Consider the following 21,978-nt stretch of genomic DNA (forward strand, 5'->3'; position numbering starts at 1 on the left):
ACTAGGCCAAAATCGGCAGGAGGTACCCAAATGGATACATTAGTCGTCGGCGGCGGAGGCCGTGAGCATGCAATATGTTGGGCGCTCGCCAAGAGCCCCAGGGTCGGAACAATCTATTGTGCGCCAGGAAATGCAGGGATTGCCCAAGTGGCCGAGCTTGTACCCATTCAGGTTGAGGAGTTCGGCAGGCTGGCTGCATTTGCCCGGGAAAAGCAGTTGGGCCTTGTCGTAATCGGTCCGGATGATCCCTTGGTCGAAGGGATTGTCGATGCGATTGAAGAGGCCGCTCCGGGAATTCCGGTGTTCGGCCCGCGCAAAAATGCAGCATTGATCGAGGGCAGCAAAACGTTTATGAAGGATCTGCTGCATAAGTATGAAATTCCAACGGCAAGCTACCGGAAGTTTGCAGATTATGCAGCCGCGCTTGAATATTTGCATTCCCAGCAGGCGCCGATTGTCATTAAGGCAGACGGACTGGCAGCCGGTAAGGGTGTAACGGTGGCCTTCACTCAGGAAGAAGCAGAAGAGGCCTTGAAGCGGATTATGGTTGACAAGGTATTCGGTGAGTCGGGCAGCCAGGTCGTGATCGAGGAGTTCCTTGAAGGGCAAGAGATGTCGATTCTGGCATTTGTAGACGGGGAAACGGTACGTCCGATGGCTGCGGCTCAGGATCATAAGCAGGTGTACGACAGTGACCGCGGGCCGAATACCGGAGGGATGGGGACCTACTCGCCTCTGCCTCACATTTCGAATGAGATCATTGATGAGGCGATCGAGACGATCATTAAGCCGACTGCAAAAGCTATGGTTGCGGAGGGACGTCCGTTCCGCGGTGTCTTGTTCGCCGGCCTGATGGTGACACCTGAGGGTATGCCTAAAACGATCGAATTCAACGCCCGCTTCGGCGATCCGGAGACCCAGGTAGTGCTGCCGCGCCTAAAAAGCGACTTGCTCGAAATTTTCCTGGCAGCGGTTGAAGGCCGACTGGGTGACGTGGAGATCGAATGGAGCGAAGAAGCGGCGGTCTGCGTGATTCTGGCTTCCGGAGGCTACCCGGCTGCTTATTCGAAGGGTCTGCCGATTCAGGGACTGGAGCAGGCGGAGACAGCGCATAGTCTCGTCTTCCATGCAGGAACTGCGCGAGGCGAGCAGGGAGAGTGGCTGACGAACGGCGGACGGGTGCTGGGCGTTGTCGGTGTTGGTGCCAATATTGCCGAGGCGAGAGAGTGTGCCTATGAGGCCGCCGGTAAAATTACGTTCGACGGGAAGCATAACCGCACAGATATTGCAGCCAAAGCATTGGTATAACGAACTGAGAAAATGCCGTCCGGGACGCCGGGCGGTATTTTTGCTTTTTGTTCAGCTTGGAGGTTGGAGCAGCAGGAAGGGATGGCAATCGGATTGTAGAATTTAATATTTGCAACTCAGATCAAATCCTTGAGGGGATACCCGTGCTACATTTGGGAAGAAAGGAGTGTTGCCTTCATGTATGAATGGAATGAGATGGTCCAGAGGATGATTGATTGGGTGGATGAGCATTCAGACGCCACGCCCTCATTATTGGCCATTTCACAACAGCTGGGATACTCGCCCTATTATTGTACCAAGCAGTTCCATGCGCTGACGGGGATGACACTGCGGGAATACGTCACTATGCGTCGAATCAGCGGTGTCGCACTGGAGCTCCGCGACACGGAAGAGAGGATACTGGACATTGCCGTCAAGTACGGATTCTCATCCCAGGAAGCATTGACGGGGGCATTCGTTAAGGCGTTCAATATTACCCCCAACGCTTACCGGAAGTCGAAACGTCCTATCCCGCTGGCTATTCGTCAGGAAGTATACACCCCTTATCATTGCAATATCGTCTACCCAATATGTCGAAGTCAAGGTAGAGAAGATCCCGGCACATAAGCTTGTCGGAATCTGGGATCTCAAGTCTAACAATTATGGAAGCTTTTGGAGCAATGGTCATGACTGCGACGACATATGCGGCACACTGGCAAGCTTATCGGGACGGGTATTACCCGGACAGTTAGGGCAACTGGGCGGATGGTTTTATGAGAATACTAAAAAGGGCTATTTCTACGGTCTTGCGATGCCGGAAGAGGATGAAGGCTTGATTCCCGAGGGCATGGCGCTTCGTCCGGTGCCGGAATCGGAATATGTAGTATTCCATCATCCCCCGTACGATTACTTGAAGGACAATCCGGCCGTAATGCAAGCAGTGGAAGCGATGGCGTGGAACTTTGATCCCCGTACGATAGGGTATGTATGGGATTATGAGGGCAACAAGCAGGAGTATCAGAGGCATTTCCCGGAAGGATACGGGTATGCGGTAGTACGACCTGTAAAAAGAGCCCCAATCCAACCGTAAAGCACGCTGTACGAGCCGTGGATAATCTCTCTCTTTCTGGAGATATTACCAGGGAGGAGGCGATTCTGCTTGAGTAATGAGGAAAAAAGAATGCACCCGGTCTCGCGGGAAATCGTCGAGACGGAAGGTGTGTACACTGACGAGCTTGGACGCGAGACATACCTGCATAAGGGGGATGAGTTCCCTGCCGACCTGGTCCTCGGGACGACGGAATACAAGCTGACCGAGCTGGCCCAGGTCAAGCATGCAGAAGGACGAACCAATCCTAGACTGGTGCCGAAAAAGGAAGAAGATAATTGATTGGAGCGCCCTTTGAGCCCGGCATTTTGCCTGAGCGATCAGAGGGCGCCTTTACTTTTCCTCTTGAAGACTGGCCGTTTCAGGTGTACCTTTAATAGAATGAGAGTCATGATAACGAGGTGAGGAGAACGAGATGAAGCAGACGGGACAGCAGCATACAGCAGGAACGGTCGGTATGGAGGATATAGTACGGGCACATCATGTGCTGAAGGAAGTGGTCAGACGGACTCCGCTTCAGTTAGATCATACCCTGAGCACGAAATATGATTGCAAGGTTTATTTAAAGCGGGAGGATTTGCAGATCGTCCGCTCCTTCAAAATTCGGGGAGCTTATAATATGATCCGAAGCCTGGCACCTGAGGACCTCGATAAGGGCATTGTCTGCGCCAGCGCAGGGAATCACGCCCAAGGCGTGGCTTTTTCCTGCCATGTCATGGGGATCAAGGGCAAGATTTATATGCCTAGCACGACACCGAATCAGAAGATTAAGCAGGTTAAGCGATTTGGCGGGGATGCGGTAGAGGTCATTCTGACCGGCGACACTTATGATGATGCCTATGCGGAAGCAATCAAGGCCTGCGAGGAAGGCGGCATGACGTTTATTCATCCGTTCGATGATCCGATGATCGTGGCCGGTAACGGGACGATTGCGATGGAGATCATGGAGGGTCTGGACTCGCCGGCGGATTATATGTTCGTCACGATTGGCGGAGGCGGTCTGATCTCCGGTGTAGGCACGTATTTGAAGACAGTGAGTCCGAATACGAAGCTGATCGGGGTGGAGCCGTCCGGTGCGGCTTCGATGACGGAGGCGATCCGGCGCAACGAGGTCGTGACTTTAGAGTCGATTGATAAGTTTGTTGATGGTGCGGCGGTAAAACGGGTCGGCGACTTGAACTATGAGCTCAGCAGGGGCTTGATCGATGACATCGTCCTCGTTCCCGAGGGTAAGGCCTGCACAACTATTCTGGAGCTGTACAACGACAGCGCAATTGTTGTTGAGCCGGCGGGAGCACTGGCGGTCTCGGCACTGGATATGTACCGCGAGCAGATCAAGGGGAAGACGGTGGTCTGCATTATTAGCGGCGGCAACAACGACATCGACCGGATGCAGGAAATGAAGGAGCGTTCGCTCATCTACGAAGGCTTGAAGCATTACTTCCTGATCAACTTCCCGCAGCGTGCCGGCGCACTTCGTGAATTTCTGGAGCAGGTGCTTGGACCGAACGACGATATTGCGCGTTTCGAATATACGAAGAAGCATAACAAGGAGAATGGCCCGGCACTCGTTGGCATCGAGCTCAGCGACAAGGAGGATTATCAGGCGCTGATCGACCGGATGAGTGCGAAAGGGATTGCCTATACAGAGCTGAACCGGGATCTGAACCTGTTCAATCTGCTTATTTGAGCAGTAGAAAGTCCATAATCACATAAGGTTTAAGGGTTTAGTAGAATCATAACGTCCGAGAAATCGGGCGTTATTTTTTCGGCAATTTTACGATCATTCTGATATTTTTTGAAAAAAATATACATTACTATTGATGGTTTTTGAAAATTATGATATTCTCTTGATGCAATGTAATCGCTATCATAAGGGGTGGAAAAATGATGAGACATTATGAGGTAATTGTATCCGGCGGCGGCGTATCGGGAGCTATAGCAGCTATCGCAGCGGCGAGAGCCGGAGCGAAAACCCTGATCGTCGAAGCGAACGGCTTTCTGGGCGGAACGTTAACAGCGGCAGGCGTCGGACCCATGATGACCTTTCACGCGGGGAAGAAGCAGGCGATCCAGGGGATTACGGACGAACTGATCCAGCGGCTGCGCCAGATTGGCAAGTCTCCGGGACACATCGAGGATGCGACGAACTACACCTATTCCGTGACTCCGTTTGATGCCGAGGCCATGAAGCACGAGCTGGAGACCATGCTGCTGGAAGCGGGAGGCGACATCTTGTACCACACGATGCTGGCCGGCGTGGTTACGAACGGAAGCCGCATCACTTCGTTGACCCTGTGCAATAAGGCAGGGCTAAGCGAGATTACCGGCGACGTCTTTATCGATGCGACCGGCGATGGCGACGTGGCGGCCTGGGCAGGCGTAGAATTCGCGAAAGGCCGCGAGAGCGACGGCATGTCGCAGCCGATGACGCTGAAGATGAAGATGCGAAATGTGGATACAAGCGCTATCCGCGATTATATCCGCAAGCATCCGGAGGAGTTCACGCGCATGAATCAGGATCTGTCGGTCATGGATACGGCGGAACGACTCTCTGTCATCGGCTTCGAGAAGCAGTTCAAGGAAGCGAAGGAGCGCGGCGAGGTAACGATCAAACGGGAGGATGTGTTGTTTTTCGAAACGAATAATCCCGGCGAGGTTATCATGAATACAACGCGTATTCTTGGCTGCGACAGCACCGACCCGTGGAGTCTGAGCCTGGCGGAGATCGAGGGGCGCAGACAGTGCCGCGAGCTGGAGCTGTTCCTGAGGAAGTATGTTCCCGGTTTTGAGGAGGCGATCGTTGTATCGACCGGTCCGTCCATCGGTGTCAGGGGTTCGCGCCAGATTAAAGGACAATATACGCTGACGGGTGAGGATATTTTGACCATGAAAAAATTCGACGACGTTATCGCTCATTCGGGCTACCCGATCGATATCCACAGCCCGGACGGGGAGGGAACGACGCATGGACGGCTGGAATGGGGCGGCATGTACGGTATTCCTTACCGCTGTCTTGTGACCGACCAGTTCGATAATCTGATTGTGGTCGGACGCTGTCTATCCGCAACCTTCGAGGCGCAGGCCGCCGTCCGGACGACGCCGACGGTGGGCGCGATTGGGCAAGCGGGCGGCACGGCTGCAGCGCTGGCCGTCAAATCCCGCAAGGCCGTCACAGAGGTGGACATCGCCGAATTGCAGCGCAAGCTGCGTGAGGAAGGAGCCTATCTCGAGGTTTAATATGCTGGAACCCGTAATTATATGAATTCTAAGGGGATGTGTCTATGGAAACTTTGCAAGTAATCGGCATTTTGCTTGTATTCGCCGTATTTGTAGCTTTAATGATGATGAGAAAGCTGCCTACCCTGCTGGCACTGCCATTGATGGCCGTACTGCTGGCGGCTGTAGCGGGTATACCGTTCATTTCAAGCGACCCGGAAGCGTTTACAATCGCTAAGGGCGTATTGGCGGGCGGAGCTATGCGGCTGTCTACGGCAATCGCTGGCCTCATCTTCGGGGCCTGGTTCGGACAGATTCTGAACAAGGTCGGCATTACCAAGACAATTATCCGCAAAGCTGCCGAATTGGCTGGCGATAAGCCGCTGGCAATCGCGATTGTCTTCTTTCTGGCAGCATCGGTCATTTTTGCGGCGGCGAGCGGCCTTGGCATGGTCATTCTCGTCGGGACCATCACAATACCGATTATGCTTACTGCCGGATTGAAGCCGTTTGTCAGCGGGCTGGTCGTCCTTCTGGCCAATGCGGTAGGCGTGACGTTCAATGTGTCCAACTGGGCAATTTATACGGATGTGCTGGGAATCCCGACTTCGGAAGTAGCTTCCTACTCGTTACTATGCGGACTTCCTCTGATTCTTATGGCACTCGTTATGATCGTGTTCTATACGAAGAAGGGCGGCAAGGTGAAAAAAGCGTGGGCGATGCCGGCCAAGCAGGATCCTTCCGGCGGACCGGAATCCAAGAACGTTCGCTCTATCGCGCTGATCAGCCCGCTGGTGCCTGTGTTGCTGGTATTTCTGCTGAAGCTTGATATCGTATCCGCCGTCTTTGTCGGCGCGGCCGTGACGCTGCTGCTTTCGACGCCAAAACGGCCGGTGCATGTGTTGTCCAGTGCGCTTGTGGAAGGCATTCAGGATGTGGCAGGAGCCCTGGGTCTGATGATCGGTATCGGCATGCTGCTGGCCGCCGTTACTGCTCCTGAAGTGGCTGCGCTTATTCAGCCGCTGATCGAAGGGATTTTGCCGTCGTCTCCGCTCACTTACGTACTGGTCTTTACCTTGTTGTCGCCGCTTGCAATCTACCGCGGTCCGCTGAATGTGTGGGGCCTGGGCAGCGGCATCGCCGCTCTGATGGTAGCGGGAGGCATGGCTCCAATCGCCGCTATGCTTGCGCTGCGCATTGTCAGCAACCTGCAGGCCGTCAGCGATCCTACTAATTCGCACAATGTTTGGGTGGCCGACTTTACAAAGACGGACATCGTGGAAATTTTGAGGAAAACGGTGCCGTGGATGATTCTGATCGTATTTATTTCCATGATTATAGCCGCCTTCTACGCTTTTTAGAGAATCATTAGCAGTAACGAAGAGACAGATAAAAGACAGACGATATATGGGGAGGAATACCGGATGGGCAATCAAGAGGTGCGCATCGGCATCGACGTGGGCGGTACATTCACGGATGCTGTAGCCATCGACAACCATACTTACGAAATCATATCCAAGGTTAAAATACCGACGACGCATCACGACGAACGGGGGGTAGCCAGCGGTATTGTACAGATCATCGAACGGCTTATGAAGGACAACGGGATCTCGCCGCAGGATATTACCTTCATCGCCCACGGTACAACTCAGGCAACGAACGCTCTGCTTGAAGGCGATGTGGCCCGGGTCGGCATTCTCGGCATGGGCACGGGCATCGATGCCCGCAGCGCCCGCTCGGAGACGAATATTGAGCATATCGAGCTGGCGGCAGGCAAATATCTCGTTACGTACCACACGTTCATAGACTCCAAGGATCTGACAGATGAGGCGATCGACAATGCGATTACCGATCTTGTAATGCAGGGCGCCCAGGTTATTGTCGCTTCCGAGGCTTACAGCGTCGACGATCCCTCCAATGAATTGAGAGTCATCGAACGGGCGCGCAGCCGGGGCATCTACGCTACCGGCGGGCATGAGATATCGCAGCTCTACGGCTTGAAGACGCGAACACGCACGGCGGTGGTCAATGCCAGTCTCATTCCGAAAATGATGGAGACAGCGAATATGACCGAGCAGGCGGTCAAAGAGGCGGGCATCACATCCCAGCTTATGATCATGCGCTGCGACGGCGGTGTGATGAGCATTGACGAAGTGCGCCAGCGGCCGATTCTGACGATGCTGTCCGGACTTGCCGCAGGTGTGGCGGGTGCGCTTATGTACGAGAAAATCTCCGACGGTATTTTCTTTGAAGTCGGGGGCACCAGCGTCGATATTTCCGTGATCAAGAACGGCAAGGTCATGATTGAAAATGCCGAGGTCGGCGGACATAAAACCTATTTGCGCTCGCTTGATGTACGGACGCTGGCGGTGGCCGGGGGAAGCATGATCCGGGTGGAAGACGGCGCGATCATCGATGTGGGACCGCGCAGTGCCCATATTGCCGGCAAGGAATATGAGTGCTTCACCGATACCGCCAACCTGGAGGGGGCTGAGCTCAAGCAGATCAGTCCCCGCGAAGGCGATCCCGATTATACGATCGTTAGCGCGGCTGGAGGCGAATATGCGTTGACGCTGGCCGGTGCGGCCAATATTTTGGGCTATGTGCCGGACGGTGATTATGCGCGCGGCAGCGACGCAGCGGCGCGTAAGGCATGGCAAGTACTGGCCGATAGACTCGGAGTGAGCGTGGAGGAAGCGGCTCGTGCGGCGATGGACATCGCTGTCCGCAAAGTGATGAAGTCCGTCCGCGAGATGATCACCGACTATGAGCTGGACGAGAGCTTTGTCACTCTCGTCGGAGGAGGCGGCAGCGGGGCCGTACTGGTGCCGGCCCTGGCCGATGCTGAAGGCTTCAAGCATCAAATCGCGAATAACGCGCCGTATATCTCCACGATCGGCGTAGGCATGGCGATGGTTCGCGAACAGATCGAGAAGACGGTCGTCGGCGCGACCGAGCATGATATCAAGCTGATCCGCGCCGAGGTGATCGAGAAGATTGTTCGATCCGGCGCCAACGAGGGGACGGTGGACGTCACCATAGAGGTAGACGCCCAGCGCAATATATTGCGCGCCATTGCCACTGGCTCTACCGAGCTGCGATCCAAGGATTTGGCCAACCGCGATGTTCCGCTGGAGGCGCTGCAGGCTACGGCTGCCGAAGCGCTGAATGCAGGGGAGCAGGAAACGGAGTTGAAGGCAGCTTCAGGGCGTTGGTACCTGTTCGAGCGTATAGAGACGAAGAAGGCGATGCTGGGTCTGTTCAAAAAGAAGATTCCGCATATCGGAGTGCTGGATCGCGAAGGTGTGGTGCGCTTCAAAAAGGCGAACGCTTATTATCTCCACTTCCGCAAACGGGACCTAAGCGGCAGCTTCTCAGCCTTTCTGGACGAAAACACGATTTATTCCGATGCCAACGCGACAATTCCCAAAGCATTTCTGTTCTACAAGGAGAAGATGCTGGATTTAACAGGCATGCAGACGAAGGAGCAGCTTTTCTCTATCCTGGAGGTAGAGACGCAGTTGCTTGAAGAGGACAGCGAAATGCTGGCTGTCGTCTATCAGTAACAGGCGAAGAGCGCGGAAATAGAGTGATGCAGGATGAAAGGAGAGCGGGAACGTATGGCGAAGGAACATTTACTGCTGCCGGACGAACAAGTGATGGCCTATGCAGAGCTGACCCAGGACTTGCTGTTTCATAAAATTCCGCCAAGTCGAGTAGCCTTCTATGTCCGGCGGTCGCTGGAGCGCGGAGCGGAATTGGCCGCTGCTGCGCGGAAGGAAGGGAAGGATATCCGCGAGCTGTGCCGGGCGGCAGGCATCTCGGTGACGATCGCCGACGGGGAGAGCACGTTTGGAAAAGTGCGGTTCCGGGCGGAGATCGAATTTTCCGACAAGGAACGGGCGATTACGGTTTACCGCAGCTCGCTGCGCGAGCTGGAGCAAGCCTGTCAGCGCTATCTGCCAGAGGCGGCGCTGTCGTTCAATGATATGGTTAACATTCATCTGGCACATGAATATTATCATTATCTGGAGTACAGCGGCCACGGCTTCACGAACGAGCTGCTGCCGCCTGTAACGACGCTGTCCTTCGGCCCGCTTCGCCGCAGCGCGACGATCGTCCGCTGCTCTGAAATCGCCGCTCATGCCTTTAGCAAGGGTTTCACAGGCGTCGATTGGCTGCCGAATCTATTCGATTACTTCTATATGAGAGAAAGCGGCCAGTTGACCGAAGATGAATATGCCGCCCTGGAGCGGAGCTGGCGCTCGGGATGGGAGTCTGCTCTGGCAGCTGCGGAAACGGCGGAACTGGCGAAGCAGTAATTGAACTCTTATCCGGCTATGCGCTTCCTTCTCCTTCCTTGCCCCCGGCATGTCTCGCGCCGCGGGGCGTTTGACTATCATTTATACCCGAATTTTGTTAAACTATGGGGATGGAAGATGGTATTGCGCGGGGGGTACATATGAGCAGCCAAACGAATGCGGTTGTCGCCAAAATTATATCTAGTAAAGATAAGCTCACATTCAGTGAGAATGAGATTGCCAATTTCGTCATGGACAATCCGGATTACATCATTCAGAATACGATCACTTCTATTGCGGCCGAAATCGGCGTGTCAGAAGCAAGCATTAACCGGTTCTGTAAAAAGGTCGGCTTTAAGGGCTTTAATGATTTCAAAATTGCGATCGCCCAGGATACGCATTACCGCAACATGAACCACAAATCCAAACGGCGGGAGGACATCCCCTTTTCCGATGAGTTGGCCTTCGATTATAACGATCTGATCACGAGCACGGCAGCATTGATCGACCCGGAGGAGATTGCCAAGGCGGCGCAGGCTATCGCCAAGGCTAAGAATGTCTATATTTTTGGGGTTCTCAGCTCCTGGCTTGCAGCTCTGGAACTGCGCCAGAAGCTGGATCTGATCGGTATCAAGTCATTTGCCTACAACGATACCTACAATATGAAGCTCTCCGGCTCCATGTGCACCGGGGGAGACGTCGTGATTGCGATTACCCGTTCCGGTCTGGTGCGGGAGATTGTGGATAGCCTCAGTCTGGCCAGCCAGAGCGAAGCTACAGTCATTACACTAACCAGCTATAATTCCACTTCGGTTACTCAATATGCAGATATTAAAATCATTGCCTCGGATAAACTGTCGGTGAGAAACAGCGCTTTTTTATCGGAGCATATTACGTTTCTGTATGTGATTGACCTGATATTCGCCGCTCTGGTGAAGTCGGATAGCCGCTATATGAAGCGCAAGCTTAGCAGTGAGGCGATTATTGAGAGCAGTCAATTTTGGAATAACGAGTATTTGTAAGTCATCTGAATAAGGCTTTAATAGCCAGCAGACATTTAAACGGCCTTTTTTGGGCCGTTTTTTATTTATCCAAACACTTTACAACAACAAAATACTAGTGTACTATTTAACTATGACACAGATACAGTTTGAAAATAACCATAAAAGTGAAACAAAGGAAAGCCGAAAGGAGGAGATTATGTGGCACTCGAATTTGACAATAACCTGCCTATTTACTTGCAGATCATGAATTATATCAAGCGGGAGATTGTGACGGGCAAGCTCAAGGCAGGAGACAAAATTCCTTCCGTCCGAGAACTGGCGGCCGAGCTTCAGATTAACCCGAATACGGTACAGCGCACCTTTCAGGAACTGGAACGGGAAGAGGTCGTAGAGACGCGGCGAGGACTAGGGCGATATGTAACCAGCGAGGAGGCTAAAATTATGGCGATCAAAAAGGAAATGGCCGGAGATTTGATCCAGCGGTTTATTACCGGGATGCAGGAGCTCGGGTTTGCTAATAAAGATATTGCAGCGATCATTGCCGAAGCGGTAGACGACAAAAATCCGCCAGCTCTCAAATGACCGTTATGATTTTTAGTGAAGAGGTCGAGGAAGTTGGATTTTTCGTGAGGAATAGGAGGAGGACAGTGACATGAAGGAACATATTTTGCACCTGCAAGGTGTTTCGAAAAATTATGCCGGGAAGAAAGCGCTGGATCAGGTCTCGTTATCTATTGGCAAAGGTAAAATCGTAGGGCTGCTGGGTACAAACGGGAGCGGTAAGAGTACACTTATGAAAATTGCTGCAGGCTTGATTCCCTATGAAGGAAATGCTACTGTGCTGGGAAAACCGGCAGGACTGGAGTCTAAGGCTGAGGTAGCATTTATGCCGGACCGTCCGCTGACGGAGAGCTGGATGCGTGTATATGAGGCGATTAGAATGCAGCGAGACTTCTATCCTGACTTTGATGAGAACAAAGCAGGCCAGATGCTGGAATTCATGAATCTGAGAGATCGCGACCGGGTCAGCACGCTATCGAAAGGAATGCAGGAGCGGCTGCAGCTTACGCTGACCTTGTCCCGGAGAGCCAGATTGTATTTGCTGGATGAGCCGATCGGAGGAGTTGACCCTGTGGCACGAACCCGTATTTTGGATGCGATTCTGGAGTTCTATGACGAGGACAGCAGCATTGTGATTTCCACGCATTTGGTGCGTGAGATTGAACGGATCTTTGATGAGGTGTTGTTCCTGAAGCAGGGGAAGGTTGTTCTCCAGGATGAAGTGGAGCAGTTGCGGAGCAAGCACGGAAAAAGTGTGGAGGATTTGTTCAAGGAGGTGTTCGCCGAATGATGAAGCTGTTTAAATACGATTGGAAGAGGGATTCCAATACAATCTATAGCGTTCTTGCTGTGCTGGTCGTAGCTCAACTATTGTTGCACTGGGTGGGAACATCCAGAGGTTGGGAACCGATGATTAAGATAGGACTAGGCCTGATGGTGTATGTATGCGCTATGGTCGTAATGGTCATCACAGGCTCTAAGGCATATATTAAAAATCTTGGGTCCTATCAACGGAGACTGGTTCCCATTCATCCGATATACCATATACTGTCCGCCTTGTTGTTCAGTACGCTTACTATGGTGGCGGTGTTCGCCATTGCGGTAATTCACGGGCTCTTATTGATCCCCTGGAGTGAACTCACAGCCTTCCTGGAACTTGGCAATATGCAGCTTACGGCATGGGATGTGATCACTGCCGTTGCCAGCGGAATCTGGGGCACCTTCTTCATTATGCTGTTGGTTTATTTCTCCATAACGGTTGGGGCTGTGGTCAACATTCGCGGGAAGGCGGGAGTTTGGGTCGGCATTATCGTATTTATCATTATTACGAATATGATCAGCTTGATCAGTGAGACGATATTTGAACAAGCTGGCAGTGCAGCTAACTTCGGGATTGTTCAGATCGAATCAGGTTCATCAGCGGTTCCAGATACAGTCTCGGTCAGTTCCTTGGGAACAGGGCTGGGCAGCTTCCTGTTTGAACTTGTTGCAGCCGCCCTGCTGCTCTGGCTGATGGCATGGCCGATTCGTAAAAAGCTCGAAATCTAATCTCCTTATTTGGAGCTTCGGAAGAGTGCAATTTGTCCGGCGAGTCCAATGGCGAAAATGATCAGGCTCTGCAGCGGGGTCACCGGGAAGACTGGAAGCATGCGATCCAGGATCAGGCCGCCGACGCTTACCAATACAACAAAGACAACGTACATTCCGATTGATTTCAGACTAAGTTTTCTGCGGGAGGGGGCGCCAGGCGTCTCCTCTTTGCTATTCCGCGAGTCTGTTCCAAGAAAGCGGGTCATTAGCTCGATCGAAGCCACGGCCAGAGCGGCAATCAGCAGCAGAAGGGTCGTGCTGATTTCGTATACAGGGGCGGTTCCTTCAAGCCATAAGCTGAAATAGCCTCGAAACATATAGATAAAGAACACCCAGGTTATAGCTGACCAGGCGATCAGTACATAATAATGCAGCTTCTCTTGAGCGGTGCGCGGTCTGCGCATCCTGATATCATCTGCCAACTGTTCGGCGAATGCGGCCGGGGGACCCTGCAGAAGCTGCTCTACCGGACGTCCTTGAGCTTCAAGCCGTACGATTTGTCTGGCAAGTTGGAGCAGAGCACGATCAGCCCGAGCTTCAGTTAATCGGGTTGATTCGTCGGTTGCTTTATAGAGAAGCTTCGAGACCTCTTGGAAATAGGCGCGGTGAGAATCATTCATTTGCAGCTTGATGGCCTGAAGCTCAGGCTTGTTGATATTCTTGTTCAAGTGATGTTCGCTCCTTAATAGCTAGAAATGAAGTAGGTACTACAGTCATCATACTTCACCTGAGGAAAAAGCTGCAAATCTCTAAGAGGCTCGTGAGGGGACAACGTGTGAAGTGTTGTTACGATCGCTGTTGTTCACGGATTTCTTTCATTGAAATTAAGTTCTAACTAGGTAGAAATCCGCTCACAATGGGGAACGCTCCGAGCCTATGCTCCCGATGAAGCTTTCTTTCAGAAAGCTTTTACTACACAACACTTCACACTTTTGCCCTGACTACTTGCCTGTGCAGTTCAACTAATACTGCAGTTTACACATGGCTGTTGGTATATGCGGTATTGTAATAAGCTTGCTGCCTGTGGCATACAAGCAGGATACTGAGTGCTCGGAGTTGTGCCCCCCAGCACTGCATTGAGCTTCGCTTGTTCGACCGGAATTTTAGCCTCGCTTAGAACTTTACCCGTCAGCGTGACCAGAATCATTCCGGTCACGCTCCAGTGAATTAATTTACCTTAAATTCTCCAATCGACGCACGAACCCACATTTAGTGAAAAAACTTACCTTAGATCGCCAGTAACTAGCCAAACCGGTGTTTTAGTCAACTTTAAGTACAAAAATTTCACTATATCCGCATTTCTATCATTTCCACTGAATTTAAGGTAACTTTTTTCACTATATCGGCATGGGTGAGTGATGCGTACTTGGTTTGCATTTTTCTAAATTTGCTGTCAGATTGCATTTTAATTGGTTAGCTTTGGTACATGCGCTATATGTATGTGTTATATGTATGTGCTATATGTGTGCGAGTAATTCAAATGCAATCGAGCACTGAATTTTGCCTTGCAAGCTATGATAGTGAAATCAGCATGTATAAGGCTGAACTAAAGAGGCTACGTAGCTAGGGCATAAGTGTGAAGGGTGCTGAAGAAACGGAGTGTTCGCCTTTGTGAGTGGATTTCTTCCATTTCTGAACTTCGTCCAGTAAGAGAAATCCGCGAGCAACAGCGATCGTAAGCATCCTTCACACGTTGCCCCCGGACGCACAAACATTTATTCGGCTCTTTTTGCTGATGAGTTCAACTTATAGCTCTGTTAATGTGACGTTTTCTTGAACAGGTATAAAAGGCTTATCCTCACGCCGAAACTACTGCAAATTAGTTCTGGAGGGAAGCCCAAATGGATTATGATGAATCGGAGTTGACTCGCCGCTTTTTATTGAACAGTCATTCAAGGGGAAGCCTGGAGGAAGTGGCCTCAGAGGATGATGTGATCGGGATGCGCTATGACTCGAACGAATCTGAGATGGATCATGACGATATGACTCGCTTTTATTTGAGACAGGCCTACGAATAGCGAGTGGAATAAGATTGACACCGTTTCGATTCCAATGCTAATATAAGATTACATTAAATCTTATTAAACTTATCGGATTAATATTAATATGATTGGTTCGATAATTCGTATAGGAATGGGGGCGGAATCGGATGGAGCGTCAAATTATTATTCCGTATGGACAGGAATCGTTGGCTGCCAGTATACATTATCCGACAACAGCTAATCAGGAAGGGCGTTGCAAGGGACGTTCCCCGCTCGTCGTGATCTGCCATGGCTTTGTCGGGAGCCGTATCGGGGTTGACCGGTTGTTCGTGAACACTGCCAGAGAGCTTGCCGCCAAAGGCTATTTGGCCGTCCGCTTCGACTATCTGGGCTGCGGGGAGAGCACCGGAACCTATGGAGATGAGGGTGTGGACTCCATGATTGCCCAGACTCGCGCAGTGCTTGATTATGCGCTGGGAATCGGGGACATTGATCCAACCCGTGTGACCTTGCTGGGACACAGTCTTGGCGGGATGATCGCACTTCTGACTGCTGTCCGTGATCGCCGGGTGAAAAATCTGGTGCTGTGGGCTGCGGTCGGCTATCCGTTCGGGGATATCGTGAAAATAACCGGCCGCCAGGTCTATGACCAGGCCATCGGACAGGGAAGTGCTGATTATCTTGGCTATGAATTGACGCCTGTGTTCTTTAATTCCTTGGGCAACTTCCAGCCGCTTCAGGAAGCGCTGAAGTTCTCGGGAGATGTACTCGTAATTCACGGAACCTCCGATGATGACATTCCGGCAGACTACGCATTTCTGTATCAGAAGGTATTCTGGATGCGGAGCGAGGGCAGCTGTGATAAGGAGATTATTTTTCAGGCCAATCATACCTTCTCATCCGGGGAATCGCGCAAACAGCTGTTGCAGACGACCTTGTCCTGGCTAGGACGCCTTCAGACGACCCAAAGCGATTGGCAGCATTGGATGATCTAAACCGTTTCAAAGGCTGAAAGCAGACTGAAAATCTTCAATCTTTTTTCGCAAATGTGGTAAATCGCTTCCTTTCGGGATAAAATGGAAATATATCCTTTGGCGAATGCCCGGGAGGTTGATAGAATGACTCAGCCTGCTTTATTTATTGCCCATGGGGCTCCAACTTTAGCGATCGAGAACAACGAATACACGGCTTTTTTACGCAGGCTCGGACAAGAGATCTTGTCCAAACCGAAAGCAATTGTTCTGTTCTCCGCACATTGGGATTCCCCGATTCAATTCGTGACCTCCGATCAGGTTCATGATACTATTCATGATTTCTACGGATTTCCGGATGAACTGTACGAGATCAGTTATCCTGCACCAGGAAGTCCTGAGCTGACGGCAAGGATTGAAGCTCTGTTCAAGGATGGCAATCTGGCTTACAAGACCATCACGGGAAGAGGGCTTGATCACGGGGCATGGATCGTGCTTCGGGAGATGTTCCCTGCATGTGATGTTCCGGTAGTGGCATTGTCGGTGGATGCCCGACGTACTCCTGCGGAGCAATATGCGATTGGCAAAATGCTTATGGCCCTTCGGGAGGAAAATGTGCTGGTGATCGGCAGCGGAGGACTGGTTCACAATCTGCGAATGCTGGAGCGCAGCGGCGACTCGCCTTCATCGTGGGCGGTCGACTTCGATAAATGGATTGAAGAGCAGCTCGCAAATTGGGATCTGCGGCAGTTGTTTGAATATGTTAAGCGTGCGCCCCATGCTCGCGAAGCGGTTCCTTCCTATGCTCCGGAGCACTTTGCACCTCTGCTGTACGCGATGGGCGCTTCCGACAATGACCGTAATGCCAGCAAGCTGCATCAGGAATATGAATTTGGCAATCTCAGCCTGAATTGCTGGATGTTCGGTAGCAAATCCTAGATTTTAATTCAGCCGTCATGAGGTCAGAGACGCTGTAGTCTCTGGGCTCATGGCGTTTTTTTGCGTTCAAATCCCCTTTGGATAAACACGCTCTATTAATTTTAAGCCAACTCTTGGTTTTCTCAGGGATAGCCGAGAGCGTATAATAGAATTTACAAATAGTTTGACGGAGGAAATATGACAAAATTTAACCCTAAATTGAGTTTCTTCTTATTGCTGCTTTCTGCATGCCTGATTCTGCTGTCTGGATGTAATACGGTCAAGGAGGTTGCGGATCTGGACGAGCACTCGCCTCCTGTTACAGAGCAGGATCCGACGACGCCTGATGAACCAGAGGCGCCGACAGTTCCGCTTTACACGGCGCCGCTCACAGGCATGCCGATGGATGAACCGGTTACTCGCCGGCCCTTGGCGATTATGGTCAATAATGCGCCAGCGGCCAGACCTCAATCCGGTCTGTTGGGAGCCGATATCGTCTATGAGGTATTGGCCGAAGGCGGAGTTACCCGGTTAGTCTCGATTTTTCAAAGTCATGCGGATGGCGCCAAGATTGGCCCAATCCGGAGTATACGTCCATATATGATTGATCTTGGGGAGAGCTATCACGGCGTTCTTGTCCATGCCGGAGCGAGCAATGACGCATACGCCATTCTTCAACGCCAGCATAAGGAGGATCTCGATGAGATTACGAATGCAGGCTCCTTTTTCTGGCGGGACAAATCACGCAAGGCGCCTCACAATCTTTATTCCAATGTGGAGACCTTGCTAGAAGGAGCAAATAAGCGAGGCTATGCTCTAGAGGATGCGGACGTCCCTTCCTACACCTTCCGGAGTGCGGATGAGGTGGTTGAAGGAGAATCAGCTCAAAAGCTAGAGATTAAGTTTCAATTAGAAAACTATAAGGTTCAATATCAATATAATGCCTCCAGCGGACTATACGAGCGCTTTATTAACGGAAGCCCTCATGTCGATCTGGAGAGCGAAGAGACCCTGACGGCAGCAAACGTTGTCGTCATGGGCGCAAATCATAAGGTATTGGATGATATCGGCAGATTATCGATTGAGCTGGACCTGGGCGGAGAAGCCGTGCTGTTCCAGCAGGGCAAAATGATTCGGGGCCATTGGATCCGGCGTGCAGATGATGTGATCCGGTTCGTGAAGGATAATGTGGAGGTTCCTTTTATTCCTGGAACGACCTATTTCAATATTGTCCCGAACAGTCCTGATTTCGACAGTCATTTGAAGGTGAATGAGGAAATTACGAGCCCATAATTGTCTGAAATTGTATATGCAAGGATAGTTTTGTATCTGATTGGGTAAATTTATGCTGTGAGTTTGAAATGTTTGCGACATTATTACCTACATTCTTACGAGATGTGTTAAGATATTCAAGGTGTGTTAAGCCAGTGTTAAAAGTGTAATAGGAGTGTAAAATCGTATATTCAAAGAAAAGGGGAAACAAGATGCGTGTCAAGAAGAAGGACATCTTTTTTCAAACTTTAGAGAACATGGCAGACGCTATCGTGCATGCTGCGGATTATTTTGCTGAGCAAGTAACGGAATTCAACAATGTGGACCAATTCGCCAAGAAAATGAAGGAATTCGAGTCCCAATGCGACAGCTATACACATACGATCATCGTTGAACTGAACAAGACGTTCATTACACCGATTGAGCGTGACGATATCATGAACCTCACGACGACACTGGATGATGTGGTGGATGGTCTGGAGGCAACGACTTCACGCTTCTTCATGTATCATCTGTCCGAGCCGGACGAGCATATCACTCATTTTGCAGAAATTTTACGTAATTCGGCTTACGAGATTCAAAAAGCTATCCACCTGCTATCAGAGAAGAAGCTGCTGGCAATTCGTGAGCACACGATTCGGCTTAACGATCTGGAGAACCAGGGCGATGATTTGTTGCGGATTTGTATCAATGAATTGTTTGCCAAGGTGACAGATCCGATTGTTCTGATCAAGAAGAAAGAAATTTATGAGCGCCTGGAGACGACGACAGATGCCTGCGAGCATGTTGCTAATATGCTTGAATCCATCATTATGCGTAATTCGTAATGCCTAAGCTATTGAATCGATCAACGGGAGGTTGGGAATTGCGCGGATTTAGACAGAGAGGACCCATCTGTGCAGACTAGTTATGGATATAAGTACACTAATTATTCTGATCGTTATCTTTCTTGCGCTGGCTTTTGACTTTATTAACGGATTTCACGATACCGCCAACGCGATTGCGACATCGGTATCCACCCGGGCTTTAAAGCCGCGGACAGCGATTATGCTTGCTGCCTGCATGAACTTCCTGGGAGCCATCATGTTTACCGGTGTTGCCAAGACGATCGGCGGCAGTGTGGCAGACCCTGCGAAGCTCGATAACGGTCTCGAGATCTTGGTTGCAACGTTGTTGTCGGCAATTATCTGGAATCTGGTTACCTGGTGGTTCGGAATTCCGTCGTCCTCTTCCCATGCACTGATCGGCTCGCTTGCCGGTGCGGTGTATGTGGGCGCAGGATCGGACAAGCTGAACTGGAGCGGATTCATTACTATTATTGAAGGCCTGGTACTTTCTCCGATTATTGCATTTGTTGTAGGTTATATTATTATGATGCTTCTGAAATGGATTTTCGCCAGACGCAGCCCTCATACGGTGAATAAAGGCTTCCGCAGCATGCAAATCCTCACGGCGGCAATCCAAAGCTTCACCCATGGTACGAATGACGCTCAGAAAGCGATGGGGATTATCACCTTTGCGCTCGTAACGGCTAAGTTCCAGGATGATATGGAGGTGCCGCTGTGGGTTAAGCTCTCGGCAGCTACTGCAATGGCGCTGGGGACCTCAGTCGGCGGCTGGAAGATCATCAAGACGATGGGGACAAAGATTTTCAAGATTGAACCGATTAACGGCTTTGCAGCCGATCTTACCGGAGCGACGGTTATTTTCGGAGCGACATTGCTTCACTTGCCGGTCAGCACTACGCATGCTATTACATCGGCAATTCTGGGTGTAGGCTCCGCGAAACGCTTCTCTGCCGTGAAATGGGGAGTAGCCGGACGGATCGTGGTTGCTTGGGTAATCACCATTCCGATCGTAGCTGTACTAGCCGGTGTATTGTACAAATTGTTATTCGGTCTTATATAAAGTTGAACTAAGAAGCTGCGTTGAAAAGGCAGCGTGTACAGTGAACGCACTGCGCACGTTGCCTTCAGCGTATATCATTAGTTCAACTTTTTCTTAAAGTTCGTGTTCAAAAAGTTAACTTTTCAGCACCGAGAAGGTTGCGAGAATCCGAAGAAGGAGGAACGGAATGTAGGCAGACCCTACATGAGTACCGGACTTCAAGGGTGAACGCAAGATTCGACGTCGAATGATCTTCTTGAAACACTTCGTGATCAAAAGGGGACTTTTTGAACAACCTCTTATAGGGGGAATGCCGATCATGATTCGAGTAATGGGGATTACACACGATCATCGGGTCGATGCCGGAATTTCATTGGAAGACATTCAGGACGCCAAATACTTATGGAGCTGGATTGATTTCAGCGAGCCGACCGAGGAAGAGAGCTGTCTGCTGGATACCGGTTTTCATTTTCACCCCTTGGCTATAGAGGATTGTCTTCATGTGCTTCAGCGTCCCAAGATCGACTATTACGAGGAATACGAATTTCTGGTGCTGCATGCGCTGGACCCGGATACCCTGGCAACGGCAGAGGTTAACCTGTTCATTGGCTCGAATTATATGGTCTCCTTCCATCAACGCCCGATCACCGAGATTGATGCGGTATGGGAGGGATTGCAGCACCGGACACAGAGCCACAAGTCCTGGACGAGAGGACCGTTCGTGGCCGCTTATTTTATCATTGATGCATTAGTGGATCAGTATTTCCCTTGTGTATATGCCTTAGAGGACGAGCTGGACGAGCTGGAGAACCGGGGCAGCAAGGAGTCCGTGGAGTTATTGATGAATCAGGTATTCGAGCTGCGGAGCAGGCTGTTGAAGCTGCGTCGGACGATTGTTCCCATGCGGGATATGTTGTACCGAATCTTGAATTCACAACATATCCAAGGAGAGAAGGAGCCGCGGGCACACTTCGCGGATGTGTACGATCACTTGCTCAAGCTGTCGGAGATGATCGAGAGCGACCGGGAGATGACCGCCGATCTGCGCGATTCCTATATCTCTCTTAATTCGAACCGGATGAACGGGATCATGAAGACCTTGACGGTCATTACTACTGTATTTATGCCATTGACCCTGATTGCGGGCATCTATGGAATGAACTTCGTGAATATGCCGGAGCTAGGGTGGAAATATGGATACTTCGCCGTGCTGGGCGGGATGCTGGTGCTGACCGTCTGGATGATTCTCGCGTTTCTGAGGCGCGGCTGGTTCAAATAAGAGAGACGCCGCCGTTGGCATTAACGGCGGCGTTTGACGTTCTTCCTGCGGCTCCCTGAGCCCGACCCGCTTCTCTTGTTGGTTCGTCGACCGTTGCGTCTGCGCCGGGGAGGCTTGTAGTAGGAAACCTTATCAGCCGCTGTCGCCCCTGCTTGAAGCTTGGCGGCGGCTCCGGGAAGAAATGCGGTGAACATTTTGGCCATGGGGGCAAATTGCTGCACAGTCTGCATCATCTTCTGAACCTTTCCGACGGTTTCAAGAATGCCGTCAAGGCCGCCCATGCGGTCAATGATGCCCTTGATGTCCCCCAGATTGCCCAGATTACCTAAACTGCCTAACAGCCCCCCGCTCTTTGTAGCAGCATCGGCTGCTCCGCCGCCGAGCGGTGCGAGCGCACCTCCCGCTTGCGGACTGTAAGGCACCAGTGAGGAGGCTTCTGCTTGGAGTACCTCTTCTGCAGCACCTTCCAGGGGAGCGAGTCCCGGGTATTGACTATACGGGTACGCAGGCGGGGTTGCGCTGCGGGTCGTGCGTTGCGGATGGGGAGATTGATAATGTGGCATGAATATCACGATCCTTTTCCTATAATTCTGAATCGT

At 51.3% G+C, this 21,978-nt stretch carries 22 protein-coding genes; 20 read left to right on the forward strand and 2 right to left on the reverse strand.

The window, feature by feature from the left end:
* The first annotated feature begins 30 nt into the window (after positions 1–30).
* The 13 genes from purD (at position 31) to TX85_RS00475 (ending at position 13,028) form a co-directional block, all read left to right on the forward strand.
* The gene (gene purD / locus TX85_RS00420) at positions 31–1,308 is read left to right on the forward strand and encodes a phosphoribosylamine--glycine ligase (RefSeq protein ID WP_044477187.1); all 1,278 of its coding nucleotides are present in this window, start codon (positions 31–33) and stop codon (positions 1,306–1,308) included.
* 177 nt (positions 1,309–1,485) lie between these two features.
* Positions 1,486–1,914 carry a helix-turn-helix transcriptional regulator gene (locus TX85_RS27145; protein WP_233500569.1) on the forward strand — a complete coding sequence of 143 codons (429 nt, stop codon included), beginning with the start codon at positions 1,486–1,488 and terminating at the stop codon, positions 1,912–1,914.
* Between the two features lie 184 nt (positions 1,915–2,098).
* The gene (locus tag TX85_RS27150) at positions 2,099–2,377 is read left to right on the forward strand and encodes a hypothetical protein (RefSeq protein ID WP_233500570.1); all 279 of its coding nucleotides are present in this window, start codon (positions 2,099–2,101) and stop codon (positions 2,375–2,377) included.
* Between the two features lie 69 nt (positions 2,378–2,446).
* Positions 2,447–2,677: a hypothetical protein gene (locus TX85_RS00430; protein ID WP_044477188.1), complete on the forward strand. Its 231-nt coding sequence runs from the start codon at positions 2,447–2,449 to the stop codon at positions 2,675–2,677.
* A 133-nt stretch (positions 2,678–2,810) separates the two neighbouring features.
* A complete protein-coding gene (ilvA, locus tag TX85_RS00435; protein WP_044477189.1) occupies positions 2,811–4,085 on the forward strand; it encodes a threonine ammonia-lyase IlvA in 1,275 nt (424 codons plus the stop codon).
* A 200-nt stretch (positions 4,086–4,285) separates the two neighbouring features.
* Positions 4,286–5,635, forward strand: a complete 1,350-nt coding sequence (locus TX85_RS00440; RefSeq protein WP_044479693.1) for an FAD-dependent oxidoreductase — start codon at positions 4,286–4,288, stop codon at positions 5,633–5,635.
* A gap of 44 nt (positions 5,636–5,679) precedes the next feature.
* On the forward strand, positions 5,680–6,975 hold the full coding sequence (locus TX85_RS00445) for a citrate transporter (RefSeq protein WP_044477190.1): 1,296 nt from the start codon (positions 5,680–5,682) through the stop codon (positions 6,973–6,975).
* Between the two features lie 63 nt (positions 6,976–7,038).
* A complete protein-coding gene (locus TX85_RS00450) occupies positions 7,039–9,180 on the forward strand; it encodes a hydantoinase/oxoprolinase family protein (protein ID WP_044477191.1) in 2,142 nt (713 codons plus the stop codon).
* Positions 9,181–9,234: 54 nt separating this feature from the next.
* A complete protein-coding gene (locus TX85_RS00455) occupies positions 9,235–9,936 on the forward strand; it encodes a hypothetical protein (RefSeq protein WP_044477192.1) in 702 nt (233 codons plus the stop codon).
* Positions 9,937–10,076: 140 nt separating this feature from the next.
* The gene (locus TX85_RS00460; protein WP_044477193.1) at positions 10,077–10,937 is read left to right on the forward strand and encodes a MurR/RpiR family transcriptional regulator; all 861 of its coding nucleotides are present in this window, start codon (positions 10,077–10,079) and stop codon (positions 10,935–10,937) included.
* A 180-nt stretch (positions 10,938–11,117) separates the two neighbouring features.
* Complete coding sequence (locus tag TX85_RS00465) at positions 11,118–11,501, forward strand: GntR family transcriptional regulator (RefSeq protein WP_044477194.1); 384 nt, start codon at positions 11,118–11,120, stop codon at positions 11,499–11,501.
* Positions 11,502–11,571: 70 nt separating this feature from the next.
* Positions 11,572–12,270, forward strand: a complete 699-nt coding sequence (locus tag TX85_RS00470) for an ABC transporter ATP-binding protein (RefSeq protein ID WP_044477195.1) — start codon at positions 11,572–11,574, stop codon at positions 12,268–12,270.
* Positions 12,267–13,028 carry a hypothetical protein gene (locus TX85_RS00475; protein WP_044477196.1) on the forward strand — a complete coding sequence of 254 codons (762 nt, stop codon included), beginning with the start codon at positions 12,267–12,269 and terminating at the stop codon, positions 13,026–13,028. The genes TX85_RS00470 and TX85_RS00475 overlap by 4 nt, the downstream gene beginning before the upstream one ends.
* Before the next feature lie 5 nt (positions 13,029–13,033).
* Here TX85_RS00475 and TX85_RS00480 read toward each other — a convergent pair whose 3' ends face one another.
* On the reverse strand, positions 13,034–13,738 hold the full coding sequence (locus tag TX85_RS00480) for a hypothetical protein (RefSeq protein ID WP_044477198.1): 705 nt from the start codon (positions 13,736–13,738) through the stop codon (positions 13,034–13,036).
* Between the two features lie 1,173 nt (positions 13,739–14,911).
* Between TX85_RS00480 and TX85_RS26635 the strand changes: the two genes are divergently transcribed.
* From TX85_RS26635 to corA, 7 genes are all read left to right on the forward strand, one after another.
* Positions 14,912–15,088, forward strand: coding sequence for a hypothetical protein (locus TX85_RS26635; protein WP_158297287.1), 177 nt, complete (start codon positions 14,912–14,914; stop codon positions 15,086–15,088).
* Between the two features lie 131 nt (positions 15,089–15,219).
* Positions 15,220–16,047: an alpha/beta hydrolase family protein gene (locus TX85_RS00485; RefSeq protein ID WP_044477199.1), complete on the forward strand. Its 828-nt coding sequence runs from the start codon at positions 15,220–15,222 to the stop codon at positions 16,045–16,047.
* A 123-nt stretch (positions 16,048–16,170) separates the two neighbouring features.
* Positions 16,171–16,962 (forward strand): DODA-type extradiol aromatic ring-opening family dioxygenase, encoded by a 792-nt coding sequence (locus TX85_RS00490; RefSeq protein ID WP_044477200.1) that lies wholly within the window; start codon positions 16,171–16,173, stop codon positions 16,960–16,962.
* A 177-nt stretch (positions 16,963–17,139) separates the two neighbouring features.
* Positions 17,140–18,234, forward strand: coding sequence for a DUF3048 domain-containing protein (locus TX85_RS00495; protein WP_044477201.1), 1,095 nt, complete (start codon positions 17,140–17,142; stop codon positions 18,232–18,234).
* 191 nt (positions 18,235–18,425) lie between these two features.
* A complete protein-coding gene (locus TX85_RS00500; RefSeq protein ID WP_044477202.1) occupies positions 18,426–19,040 on the forward strand; it encodes a DUF47 domain-containing protein in 615 nt (204 codons plus the stop codon).
* 82 nt (positions 19,041–19,122) lie between these two features.
* Complete coding sequence (locus TX85_RS00505; RefSeq protein ID WP_044477203.1) at positions 19,123–20,121, forward strand: inorganic phosphate transporter; 999 nt, start codon at positions 19,123–19,125, stop codon at positions 20,119–20,121.
* Between the two features lie 298 nt (positions 20,122–20,419).
* The gene (gene corA, locus TX85_RS00510; RefSeq protein WP_044477204.1) at positions 20,420–21,379 is read left to right on the forward strand and encodes a magnesium/cobalt transporter CorA; all 960 of its coding nucleotides are present in this window, start codon (positions 20,420–20,422) and stop codon (positions 21,377–21,379) included.
* Between the two features lie 20 nt (positions 21,380–21,399).
* Here the strand turns inward: corA and TX85_RS00515 are convergent, their stop codons facing one another.
* Entirely contained in the window at positions 21,400–21,942 is a 543-nt protein-coding gene (locus tag TX85_RS00515) for a hypothetical protein (protein WP_044477205.1), read from the reverse strand.
* Positions 21,943–21,978: the final 36 nt, after the last annotated feature.

Source organism: Paenibacillus antibioticophila (assembly GCF_000455265.1).
Lineage (GTDB): Bacteria > Bacillota > Bacilli > Paenibacillales > Paenibacillaceae > Fontibacillus > Fontibacillus antibioticophila.

What these genes read in the sequence shown, in the direction of transcription:
- TX85_RS00475 (WP_044477196.1), top strand. Translation starts at nt 12,267, where the DNA reads ATGATGAAGCTGTTTAAATACGATTGGAAGAGGGATTCCAATACAATC.
- TX85_RS00485 (WP_044477199.1), top strand. Translation starts at nt 15,220, where the DNA reads ATGGAGCGTCAAATTATTATTCCGTATGGACAGGAATCGTTGGCTGCC.
- TX85_RS00440 (WP_044479693.1), top strand. Translation starts at nt 4,286, where the DNA reads ATGAGACATTATGAGGTAATTGTATCCGGCGGCGGCGTATCGGGAGCT.
- TX85_RS00490 (WP_044477200.1), top strand. Translation starts at nt 16,171, where the DNA reads ATGACTCAGCCTGCTTTATTTATTGCCCATGGGGCTCCAACTTTAGCG.
- TX85_RS00470 (WP_044477195.1), top strand. Translation starts at nt 11,572, where the DNA reads ATGAAGGAACATATTTTGCACCTGCAAGGTGTTTCGAAAAATTATGCC.
- TX85_RS00445 (WP_044477190.1), top strand. Translation starts at nt 5,680, where the DNA reads ATGGAAACTTTGCAAGTAATCGGCATTTTGCTTGTATTCGCCGTATTT.
- TX85_RS27150 (WP_233500570.1), top strand. Translation starts at nt 2,099, where the DNA reads ATGCCGGAAGAGGATGAAGGCTTGATTCCCGAGGGCATGGCGCTTCGT.
- purD (WP_044477187.1), top strand. Translation starts at nt 31, where the DNA reads ATGGATACATTAGTCGTCGGCGGCGGAGGCCGTGAGCATGCAATATGT.
- TX85_RS00460 (WP_044477193.1), top strand. Translation starts at nt 10,077, where the DNA reads ATGAGCAGCCAAACGAATGCGGTTGTCGCCAAAATTATATCTAGTAAA.
- TX85_RS27145 (WP_233500569.1), top strand. Translation starts at nt 1,486, where the DNA reads ATGTATGAATGGAATGAGATGGTCCAGAGGATGATTGATTGGGTGGAT.
- TX85_RS00505 (WP_044477203.1), top strand. Translation starts at nt 19,123, where the DNA reads ATGGATATAAGTACACTAATTATTCTGATCGTTATCTTTCTTGCGCTG.
- TX85_RS00500 (WP_044477202.1), top strand. Translation starts at nt 18,426, where the DNA reads ATGCGTGTCAAGAAGAAGGACATCTTTTTTCAAACTTTAGAGAACATG.
- TX85_RS26635 (WP_158297287.1), top strand. Translation starts at nt 14,912, where the DNA reads ATGGATTATGATGAATCGGAGTTGACTCGCCGCTTTTTATTGAACAGT.
- corA (WP_044477204.1), top strand. Translation starts at nt 20,420, where the DNA reads ATGATTCGAGTAATGGGGATTACACACGATCATCGGGTCGATGCCGGA.
- TX85_RS00515 (WP_044477205.1), bottom strand. Translation starts at nt 21,942, where the DNA reads ATGCCACATTATCAATCTCCCCATCCGCAACGCACGACCCGCAGCGCA.
- TX85_RS00455 (WP_044477192.1), top strand. Translation starts at nt 9,235, where the DNA reads ATGGCGAAGGAACATTTACTGCTGCCGGACGAACAAGTGATGGCCTAT.
- TX85_RS00495 (WP_044477201.1), top strand. Translation starts at nt 17,140, where the DNA reads ATGACAAAATTTAACCCTAAATTGAGTTTCTTCTTATTGCTGCTTTCT.
- TX85_RS00450 (WP_044477191.1), top strand. Translation starts at nt 7,039, where the DNA reads ATGGGCAATCAAGAGGTGCGCATCGGCATCGACGTGGGCGGTACATTC.
- ilvA (WP_044477189.1), top strand. Translation starts at nt 2,811, where the DNA reads ATGAAGCAGACGGGACAGCAGCATACAGCAGGAACGGTCGGTATGGAG.